Here is a 9,259-nt window from a genome sequence, read left to right on the forward strand (position 1 = left end):
TCAAGGGGAGCGAATGCCCCTCAGGGTGAGGCCCGTCGCTCACCCGCCGCCACCGCGGCCACCCCTGACCACGCCCAGCACCCGGCGGAGTGCCGCGGGTCCCATCACGGCAGCAAGTGTTGCGCCCTGGGTGTGCAGCGGGCACTTGCATTCGTTCGTCTCGGGAAGCGGCGCTGCCTCCGGTGTCGACGGTTGAGGGCTGGGTGCTCTAGTGGCCGAGGTAGCGGGCGAGGAGCAGGGCTAGGGCGGTGCGGTCCCGCTGGTCCAGTTTGCGTAGCAGCGCGGAGACATGGTTCTTCACGGTGCCCTCGACGAGGTAGAGCGTCTGCGCGATTTCGCTGTTCGTCGCGCCGGTGGCGACGAGGCGGGCGACGGCCTGTTCCGCGCGGGTGAGGACGGCGAACGGCTCCGCTGACGTGCTAGCACGGTCCGCGCCGCGCGCCCGGGTCGTGAACGCGGAGCGGGCCACTCGCGGATCGATGACCAGGCCACCTTTGAGCGCGAGCCGCATGCCGAGTACGAGCTCTTCGGTGGTGGCATCTTTGAGGAGGAAGCCAGCGGCGCCGGCACCGAGCGCGCGCTGGACCAGGTCGTCGTCGTCGAAGGTGGTCAGGATGACGACCGGCAGTTCGGGGTATGCCTCGCGCACCGCCGCGGCGAGGCTCACTCCGTCCATCACCGGCATCCGGGCGTCGGTGAGGACGATGTCTGGCGCAGTCGCGGCGATGACGGCTAGGGCTGCGTGTCCGTCGCCGGCCTCGCCGACAACGCTGACGCCGTCTTCGGTGCCGAGCAGCATGGTCAGGCCACGGCGCATCAGCTCCTGGTCGTCAACCACCACGACCCGCATCAGCCTGTCCTCACTATGGCCTGCTCGTCGAGCGGCAGCACCGTGGCGAGCTCCCAGCCCCCGGCTCCGCTCGGTCCGCTGGTGAGCCGGCCGTCGAGTTCCTCCGCCCGTGTGCGTAGCGACCGCAGGCCGAAGCCTTCGGGTGCGTCGGCCGCTCGTTCGATCCCGTTGTCTGTAACCGTGATCCGGACCTGGTGCGGGCTCTGCAGGATGGTGATGTCGACCTCGTCCGCGCGCGCGTGCCGCAGCACGTTGGTGAGCCCCTCCTGGATGAAGCGTGTCGCGAAGACCGCGACCGGCCCCGGCAGGGCCTCCACGGACCCCTGGTGAGCCACCCGCACCGTCAGCCCGGTCCCCCGGAAGGCGTCCGCGATCGCCGCGAAGGCGGCCGGACCCCCCAGACCGGCAGCCGATGCCGGCGGGTCCAGGGCCCGGACCCACAGCCGCATGTGGTCGAGCGCCTCGAGGTTCGTGGTCGCCGCGCTGGTGATCTCGTTCCACGCTTCCTCCGGGTCGCGGTTCCGCATCCGTTGAGCGAAGTCCAGGCTCATCGCCACGAGCGTGAGCCGGTGCCCCAGCCCGTCGTGCAGGTCCCGCGCTGAGCGGGCCCGCTCCTGGGCCAGGACGAGCTCGCGCTCGGTCGCGATCGACGCCCGCAGCTGCTCGTTGGCGACGGCGAGCTCCGCCCCGTGGCGGGCCGCCACCTCACGGGCCACCGCCAGGTCCCGCAGTAGTGCGCCGAACCCCACGCCCAGCATGAGGAAGAGCACTATGGTGGCGGCCGAGATCATGGAGTCCTCGAGGCTCACGCCGTCGCGCCAGGCAAGCCAGACTGCCAGGGTGAGAGTCGCCGCGAGATTGGCCAGCAGCGCGCTGCGGAAGCCTTCACGCAGGCCGAGCAGGGCGATCGTCACGGTGAGGTGGAAGCCGCCCGCGTAGCCGCTGCCTGGCACGACGAGAAAGGCCGCGGAGACGAGCACGAGCGCGTAGGGCGGCCAACGCCCCTGCCCGCTACGGACCCGCGTCCACAGGCCCACAGCCACCACGCACAGTGCCCCGGCAGTGATGCCGTTGCCGACGCCCTCGGAGAATGCCTGGTACACCCCGAAGAGCGCGACCCCGAGCGCCAGCACGCTGAACAGGTCGAGGATTCGACTCCACCTGGAGGGGTTGGCGAAGGGGTCCCATCCGCTCACCCCGCCAACGGTAGTGACACGCGGATCTCCGCGACGGTCCCGGACCCCGACTCATGACCACGGGCATGGGCAGGCGGCCCGCGGGTCATGACCACGGGATACCCGATCATGACTGCAGGGGGAGGCGCCCGCCGCTGCGGCGGAGCAGAGTTTGCGTCATGAGCATCGCACTGTCGGCACAGACCGAACCCTCATCCGCAGCAGGTACGTCAGCAGCAGAACGGTCCGCACCAGGTCCGCAGGTGCCCGGCCCGCTCGTCCTCGGACGCAACATCACCAAGGCCTACCGCGCCGGCAGTCGGGAGGTGGAGATCCTGCACGGCGTCTCGATGGCCGTTGAGCCCGGAGAGATGTGTGCCGTCATGGGCCCGTCCGGATCGGGCAAGTCGACGCTGCTGTACACCCTCGCCGGGCTCGAGCTGCCGAGCACCGGCACGGTGCAGCTGCTGGGGCGGGACACGACAGCGCTGTCACGCGCCGCCCTGGCGCGACTGCGGCGCTGCGAGGTCGGCTTCGTGTTCCAGGCGTACAACCTGGTGCCGACGCTGACGGCCTTCGAGAACGTCGCGTTGCCTGCCCGCCTGCGCGGCGAGAAGCCGCCGACGGAGACCATCCGCCACGCCCTCGCCCTGGTCGGGTTGGAGGGCTTCGAGGAGACCAGGCCGGTCGTGATGTCCGGCGGCGAGCAGCAACGCGTCGCCCTGGCGCGGGTGATCGCCCAGCGACCCCGGATCGTGTTCGCCGACGAGCCGACCGGGGCACTGGACACCCACAGCGGTGCCGTCGTCCTCGACGCTCTCCGGCAGATCGCCCACCGCCCGGACCAGTGCGTCCTGACCGTGACCCACGACCCGGTCGTGGCCGCGCAGTGTGACCGGGTGCTGTTCCTCCACGACGGCTATCTCGCGCGCGAGCTGACCAGTCCGAGCGCAGCCGAAGTCGCGGCGCTTCTCACCGACCTGGCCGTCACCGGCACCGGTGCCTCGTCATGATCCGCCTCGCCCTGGCCGACCTGAGGGACTCATGGCTCGCCTGGCTCGGAGTCTCGATCGGCTTCGTCACCCTCAACTTCTCGCTCGCACTCTCCGGCATCGCCCTGACCAGCGCGGCCTCATCCACAGCGGCACTCGGCCCCGACGGCACCCAGCTGCTGCGCGTGGACGGCATCGCCAACATTGTCCTGAGCAGCCTTGTCGGCCTGGCCGTCATCGGGGCGGCGACGGCCCTGGTCGTCACCTCGCGCCGGGGCGCCCTCGCCCGGGTGCTGCTCGCCGGCGCCACCCCTGCCCAGGTCACGCTTCTGGTGACGACCCAGATCACCGCCGTCGCACTGGCCTCCTCGGTCGTGGGGTCGATCCTGGCCGTGGCACTGGCCCCGACCGCCCTACGCCTCGTCGTCGAGGACCGAGGCCTCGCCGGCTTCGACCCGACCGTCTCGGTGCCGCTCCTCCTAGGCACCGCCACCGGCTGCGCACTGCTCTGCGTCATCGGCGGACTACGTCAGGCTCACGCCGCCAGCGCCATCCCACCGGTCGAGGCGCTGCGGGAGGCCACCAGCGGCGGCACCCGACCGGAGGGGCCGCTGCACCGCACCCTGCGGGCACTGCGGTTCGCCGCCTCAATCGCGGCCCTGCTCGTCATGTTCGTGTTCGTGGCTGCGGCCGGCAACACGGCGGCGACCGAGCCCGAGGCAGGCAAGGACCTCGTCAGCATGATCACCCAACAGGCCTTCCTCGCCGTACCGGTCGCCGGCCTGGCACTCACCGCGATCCTGCCGTGGATCGTCGGACCGGTCACCCGGGCCTGGACCGGAGCCCTGCCAACCCGCAGCGCCTCCTGGCACCTGGCCCGCCACACCGTCCTGGCCAAACGGGACCGGCTCACCCGCTCAATCGTCCCCGTCATGTTCTCCGTCGGCCTGGTGTTCGGGCTCATGGCCGTCGGAGCAACCTTCGCCGGCATCGCTGAGCACCTCGGCGTCGGGCAGCTGGAGGGGTCCTCGGCCACCAGCATGCTCACCCTCGCCGGTCTCCCGCTGGCCGTCGCCGTCGCGGGCGCGGTGGGGAACCTGGTGATGATGTCACGGCAGCGCAGCGCCGAACTCGCACTCGACGGCGTCATCGGTGCCACCCCACGCCAGCAAATCCTGATCCCGATCTTCGAGGCGCTCATCATCACCCTCACCGCAAGCATCCTCGGCCTGATCATGGCAACGGTCGGCGGTTCACTGCTCGCCCTAGGTCTGAGTCAGGTCCTGCCGCAGGCGCAGCTCGTGATGCCCTGGGCTTTGCTGGCCGGCAGCGTCCTCGCCTGCCTCATCGTCGTCACCGCCGCCACCACCGGCCCAATCATTCGCTCCCTAGGCGCCCCGGCACCCACAGTCATCTCCCGCTTCATAGCCACCTGAGCGCAGAACACACCGCTGAAGATGGGCCTGCCGACAGGGGTGCCTGCGGCGGCTCCCGGCGAAGTGACTCACGTATCGCGCAGGAGCGCAGGCCGATCCATGCCCGCGCTGCAGACGTGGGGCCTGTGCTCAGGATCTTTCGTGGCGTCCGAAACGGCGGATGACGTCCCGGCGGCTGCGTAGCTGGAGTTTCGTCAAGATTTTGCTCACGTGATTTCGGGCGGTTATTGGTGAAATGACGAGTCGGTCTGCGATCTGTTGGTTCGTCAGGCCGCGGGCGAGAAGTCCGAGCACCTCATGCTCGCGCTCGGTCAGTCCGTAGTCGATGCCCAAGTCCGCGGACCCCGGCGGGCCGGGGTCGGTGAGGACCTCGAGGGTGCGGGCCGCGACGGGCGCGCCGATCAGGACGTGACCTGCGGCGACCGAGCGGATCGCCGAGACGATCTCCTGACCGGGTGCACCTTTGACGAGGTATCCGCGTGCCCCGGCCCGCAGCGCAGCGAAGAGGGCTGTGTCGTGTTCGGACATGGTCAGTACCAGGACGGCGACGCTCGGGTGGTCGTGGAGGATCCTCGTGATCGCTTCGAGGCCGCCGACTCCCGGCATCGCGAGATCCATGAGAACGACGTCCGGAGCGGTGTCGGCGACGGCGGCGATCGCGGCGGCTCCGTCTGCGGCCTCGGCGACGACCTCGATGTCGTCGGCTCGGTGGAGCGTGAAGCGCACGCCCTCTCGGAACATGGGGTGGTCGTCGACGAGGACGACCCGGATTGGGCTCATCGGATCCCTCCCTGCGCGGGGAGGGGCAGCCAGGCGCGGACGGTGGTGCCGCCGCCGTCGGTGTCCTCGATCGAGAGCGACCCGCCGAGCTCGTGTGCCCGCTCCCGCATGGACAGCGTCCCCACTCCGGTTGGGCCGCTGCGCCCGGCACCATGGTCACGCACCTCGAGCTGCACGCCGTCGCGGTGTCGGGCGATCGTCAGCTGCGCCGACGTGCATCCGGAGTGGCGGGCGACGTTGGTGAGCGCTTCGCGCCCGATCCGGTATGCGGCGGCCTCGGGTCCAGGCGGAAGTGCACCCAGGTTCTCGCTGACCACCACGCAGTCGAGGCCCAGGCTCTCGGCGACCTCTTCGAGGGCACCGACCAGCCCGAGCTCGTCCAGTGCCGGCGGGCGCAGCTGCCGGCTCATCTGTCTCACCTCGTCCAGGGCCTGATGGGTCGCCTGCGCCAGGCGGTCCAGTCTGCTCCGCGCCAGGTCGGGATCCTCTTGGACAATCTGGTCCAGGTCGCGCAGCTGCATCGCGACTCCTGCAAGCGTCGGCCCGAGGCCGTCGTGGAGCTGACGTCGCAGCAGCACCCGCTCCTCCTCCCGGGCGGTGACGAGCTGGTGCCGGCTGGAGGCCAGCTCTTCGGTCAGGCGCCGCACCCGGGCGCTCTCGCGTGAGTCGCCGTAGAGGGCCCAGTCGACCGCGTCCTGGAGGCGGGCTCGGGCCGGGGCTAGGGCGAGGGTGACCGCGGCGGCGATGAGGCCGACCGCGACCGGTGAGAGCTGCGACCCAGCAGTGGACGCGAGGGAGACGACTAGGGCATACCCGAGGGCGAGCACCGTAGCGAGCACGAGGAAGACGGTCAGCCGGCCCACGACCCGGTCCACCCAGCCCAGGCGGAAGCGGAGCACGCTCGCCGTCACGGTCAGAGCCAGCAGCCCGCCTGCGACGATGTCGAGCAGATCGCCGCCGGCCGGCCAGAGCCAGCGTCCTACGACGATGAGGAGCGTGAAGGTCACGACGGCGAGTAGGACGCTCACCACCCGCCGGCGGGTATCTCCGTGGGCGCCGCGCAGCTTCCCGTATACCGCGACCGGCACGAGCAGGAACGGCACCTGGATCGCGACCTCGGCCCAGCTCTGTAAGGGCTCGCCCCAACCGCCGGGGAGGAGTCCGACCGGGTTCGCGAGCTCACCCGTCCAGGCCGGCAGCGAGGAGTCCGAGGCCGCCGCCGGACCCTGCAGGGATGCCCAGGCGGCCACGGCCAGAACCTGGAGCCCGACCGCAGCCGTAGCCCAGGGTCGCCAGCGCCGCGATGGCAGCCGTCCGTCCGGCACCAGGAGCAGCACCACCAGCGTCAGCGGCACGATCAGTGCCGAGGCCCGGTCGGCATACCAGATCCACCAGGGTGCGCCCGAGGTGACGCCGGCGTGCAGGCTCGCACCGGCCAGGGCGGAGAGGGCGAACAATGCCGCCACCGCGATCATCGACCAGCCGAGCAGCCGCGGGCCGACGGCTGCGATGAGCGCCCCGGGGATGGCCCACAGCAGCGGCATCACCAGAAGCTTCAGACCGACCCCGTCCAGTCCCGCCGCCCCGCCAGGCCCGGTCCCGGCAACCCACGCGGCGGCGAGGGAGAGGGCGATGGTCGCCGCCGCCGCCGACCATGGACCCACCCTCGCCGGAGTGCTCCCGCTCATGGGGTCAGTATGTTCCGACCTCCGCCGTCCCGCTCCACTCCTGCCACGACATCCGCGCCACGTGCATTCCGAGCCAACCGAAGCAGATCAGCAGCAGCAGGTGTGCCTCCAGCGGCCCGGCCGGCGGCAGGAGGAAGTCCCAGAGCAGGAACGCGACCAGCAGGACCAGCGGGATGCGCGGCAGACTCCTGCCACGCCAGCCCGCCACCGCCAACAGGATCAGGCCCAGGAACGAGCCGAGCAGATGCGGCACCAACGCTCCGAACACCGAACCGGGGTGCTCCATAAAGGCGTCATTGAGCCCGACCGCGGCATCCACCCCGAGCGCGGACGGTGCGATCGTCCCGGCGGTGTAGCCCAGCGCGAGGATGTTGTGAAAACCCCAGAAGCCCCACAAGGTGAGCAGGATCCCGGCGGCGGTCAGCCGCGGCGCCCGGTGCCGCGTCACCTGGGCCAGACCGAGGACGGCGACCGGCAGGAACAGCATGCTCGCCAAGAGCGCGAACTGCTCCACGCCGTGGAAGACGGGGTGCTCGACGCCCCAGCGGATCTGGTCGCTGAAGTCGCCGCTGCCGTCATCGATGACGAGATGGCCGACGAACTGGGTACCTCCGTTGAGGAGGCCGGCCGCGATCAGGCTCGCTGCGACGGCCAGTTGGGCGGCGCGGGAAAGCGGCGGCCGGGTGTCCAGGGCTTGGATCTCGCTCAGCTCCGCGGGGGCGGCAAGGTGCTGTGCGGTCATGCGGGTGTCCTCCTATCGGCCGGGCCGTCTGCCCGGGCTGACTCATCGTCGCCCGATCAGATAGGCCGACACATGGGTCACCTGCACCATCTCTACGCACCAAAACCGGCACACAAAGCGCTCATCCGTCCCGGGTGCTGAACGCTGCTTTGCCGCGCGACTTCCGACGCTGTGACGCAGGTTGCCGGAGCGGTTGTGTGCTCACCCAGTCCTGCCGCGGCGGACCAGGGTTCTCACCTCGAGTAGGTCGGGGGCCTGCTGTAGCGAGGGCCAGAGTCCGGTTGGAGCGGTGGCTACCTTGGCAACGCCAGGTCGCGCAGGGTTACTCGCTCGTCGGGCTGGTCGGCGTCGGGCAACTCTGCTGCATCAACGTAGCCGTAGAGGAAGTCGAACGTCCCAAGCCTCACGGACGCATTCGCGGCGCTGAGACGCACCCGCTTGAGACGCACCCCGATGTTCGCGCTCATGCCGATGAGCGGACGGCCACCAGACCTCGCTATCATCGCGGTGTGGCGATGACTCAGGCAACCGCGACGACTCGACGATCCTTGGAACTCGAAGCAGTTGGGTTGGCAGCGGCGGCGTGCCTGTTCAACGGCTTCAGCGACCCATCTCGGCTCACGATCCTCCGGCACCTCACACTCGGTGAGCACCGGGTCGTAGACCTCACCGCGCACCTCAACCTGGCGCAGAGCACCGTCTCCAAGCATCTGGCCTGCCTGCGGGACTGCGGGTTGGTGGCCTCACGTCCCGAGGGCCGTGCGTCCGTCTTCTCGCTGACCCACCCCGAGGCCGTGCTGGAGCTGTTCTCCGCTGCCGAACGACTGCTGAGCCTGACCGGCGAAGCCGTCACCCTGTGCCCGACCTACGGCACGACCACCATCGAGGGAGCCCGATGACCAGCCCCGCGCCCAACGTCCCAGGAGCGACAACCCTCACCGAGGACGAGACCGAGCGCCTCACCCGGCGCGGGCTCCGCCTGTGCCAATTCACCGTCGCGTACAACGTGGTGGAGGGGGCCGTCGCGATCACGGCGGGCCTGCTGGCCGGGCTGGTGTCACTCGTGGGGTTCGGGATCGACTCCGGCATCGAATCCGCCGCCTCGGTCCTCGTCGGCCTTCGGCTCGCCGCCCGCCTGCGCCACGGTGAGGCCGACGAAGCCAAGGAGCGCCGGGCGCTGCGCGCGGTCGCGGTCACCTTCTTCGTTCTCGCCGCGTACGTGTCGTTCGAGGGCATCCGGTCTCTGGTCGGCGGCGAGACCCCGGACAACTCGGTCGTCGGCATCGTCCTACTCACGCTGTCGCTCATCGTCATGCCGGTCTTGGCGCGCGCCAAGAAGCGGGTCGGCGAACAACTCGGCGGCGACAAGTTGATCCTCGCCGACGCAGCCGAGACCAGGATCTGCGTCCTCCTCAGCATCTCGACGCTGCTCGGGCTGGTGCTGTTCGCCCTCACCGGCGCGGCGTGGCTCGACCCCGTCGCCGGGTTCGTCATCGCTGCGTTCGCCATCCACGAGGGCCGCGAAGCCTGGGAGGGCGAACTCGTGGAGGACGATGATGACGACGATTGACTGGAGTCGCTGACGTCCGCTCATCA

Annotated in this window: 10 protein-coding genes; 4 read left to right on the plus strand and 6 right to left on the minus strand. The window is 70.3% G+C overall.

From position 1 onward, the window contains the following. Positions 1-208: 208 nt before the first annotated feature. The gene (locus tag C8E84_RS15275) at positions 209-850 is read right to left on the minus strand and encodes a response regulator transcription factor (RefSeq protein WP_170296289.1); all 642 of its coding nucleotides are present in this window, start codon (positions 848-850) and stop codon (positions 209-211) included. Then, positions 850-2,046 (minus strand): sensor histidine kinase, encoded by a 1,197-nt coding sequence (locus tag C8E84_RS15280; protein ID WP_170296290.1) that lies wholly within the window; start codon positions 2,044-2,046, stop codon positions 850-852. The genes C8E84_RS15275 and C8E84_RS15280 overlap by 1 nt, the downstream gene beginning before the upstream one ends. Positions 2,047-2,204: 158 nt before the next feature. On the opposite strand from C8E84_RS15280, the gene C8E84_RS15285 reads away from it, so the two are divergent. Next, positions 2,205-3,038, plus strand: a complete 834-nt coding sequence (locus tag C8E84_RS15285) for an ABC transporter ATP-binding protein (protein WP_159903467.1) — start codon at positions 2,205-2,207, stop codon at positions 3,036-3,038. Continuing rightward, entirely contained in the window at positions 3,035-4,453 is a 1,419-nt protein-coding gene (locus C8E84_RS15290) for an FtsX-like permease family protein (protein WP_159903469.1), read from the plus strand. Before C8E84_RS15285 ends, C8E84_RS15290 begins: the two co-directional genes overlap by 4 nt. A gap of 129 nt (positions 4,454-4,582) precedes the next feature. On the opposite strand, the gene C8E84_RS15295 is transcribed toward C8E84_RS15290, so the two are convergent. From C8E84_RS15295 to C8E84_RS15310, 4 genes are all read right to left on the minus strand, one after another. After that, positions 4,583-5,233: a response regulator gene (locus C8E84_RS15295; RefSeq protein ID WP_159903471.1), complete on the minus strand. Its 651-nt coding sequence runs from the start codon at positions 5,231-5,233 to the stop codon at positions 4,583-4,585. After that, a complete protein-coding gene (locus tag C8E84_RS15300) occupies positions 5,230-6,921 on the minus strand; it encodes a sensor histidine kinase (RefSeq protein WP_159903473.1) in 1,692 nt (563 codons plus the stop codon). Before C8E84_RS15300 ends, C8E84_RS15295 begins: the two co-directional genes overlap by 4 nt. Before the next feature lie 4 nt (positions 6,922-6,925). Continuing rightward, positions 6,926-7,663, minus strand: a complete 738-nt coding sequence (locus C8E84_RS15305; RefSeq protein ID WP_159903475.1) for a hypothetical protein — start codon at positions 7,661-7,663, stop codon at positions 6,926-6,928. Positions 7,664-7,956: 293 nt separating this feature from the next. Then, a complete protein-coding gene (locus C8E84_RS15310) occupies positions 7,957-8,130 on the minus strand; it encodes a hypothetical protein (protein WP_159903477.1) in 174 nt (57 codons plus the stop codon). Between the two features lie 48 nt (positions 8,131-8,178). On the opposite strand from C8E84_RS15310, the gene C8E84_RS15315 reads away from it, so the two are divergent. After that, positions 8,179-8,562: an ArsR/SmtB family transcription factor gene (locus tag C8E84_RS15315; protein ID WP_048700515.1), complete on the plus strand. Its 384-nt coding sequence runs from the start codon at positions 8,179-8,181 to the stop codon at positions 8,560-8,562. Next, a complete protein-coding gene (locus C8E84_RS15320) occupies positions 8,559-9,233 on the plus strand; it encodes a cation diffusion facilitator family transporter (RefSeq protein WP_048693104.1) in 675 nt (224 codons plus the stop codon). The genes C8E84_RS15315 and C8E84_RS15320 overlap by 4 nt, the downstream gene beginning before the upstream one ends. Positions 9,234-9,259 lie beyond the last annotated feature (26 nt).

This window comes from Ornithinibacter aureus, from assembly GCF_009858245.1.
Classification (GTDB): domain Bacteria; phylum Actinomycetota; class Actinomycetes; order Actinomycetales; family Dermatophilaceae; genus Fodinibacter; species Fodinibacter aureus.

Excerpts from the sequence above, each read along its gene's own strand:
- C8E84_RS15275 (WP_170296289.1), bottom strand. The coding sequence starts at position 850 with ATGCGGGTCGTGGTGGTTGACGACCAGGAGCTGATGCGCCGTGGCCTG.
- C8E84_RS15285 (WP_159903467.1), top strand. The coding sequence starts at position 2,205 with ATGAGCATCGCACTGTCGGCACAGACCGAACCCTCATCCGCAGCAGGT.
- C8E84_RS15290 (WP_159903469.1), top strand. The coding sequence starts at position 3,035 with ATGATCCGCCTCGCCCTGGCCGACCTGAGGGACTCATGGCTCGCCTGG.
- C8E84_RS15295 (WP_159903471.1), bottom strand. The coding sequence starts at position 5,233 with ATGAGCCCAATCCGGGTCGTCCTCGTCGACGACCACCCCATGTTCCGA.
- C8E84_RS15300 (WP_159903473.1), bottom strand. The coding sequence starts at position 6,921 with ATGAGCGGGAGCACTCCGGCGAGGGTGGGTCCATGGTCGGCGGCGGCG.
- C8E84_RS15305 (WP_159903475.1), bottom strand. The coding sequence starts at position 7,663 with ATGACCGCACAGCACCTTGCCGCCCCCGCGGAGCTGAGCGAGATCCAA.
- C8E84_RS15310 (WP_159903477.1), bottom strand. The coding sequence starts at position 8,130 with ATGAGCGCGAACATCGGGGTGCGTCTCAAGCGGGTGCGTCTCAGCGCC.
- C8E84_RS15315 (WP_048700515.1), top strand. The coding sequence starts at position 8,179 with ATGACTCAGGCAACCGCGACGACTCGACGATCCTTGGAACTCGAAGCA.
- C8E84_RS15320 (WP_048693104.1), top strand. The coding sequence starts at position 8,559 with ATGACCAGCCCCGCGCCCAACGTCCCAGGAGCGACAACCCTCACCGAG.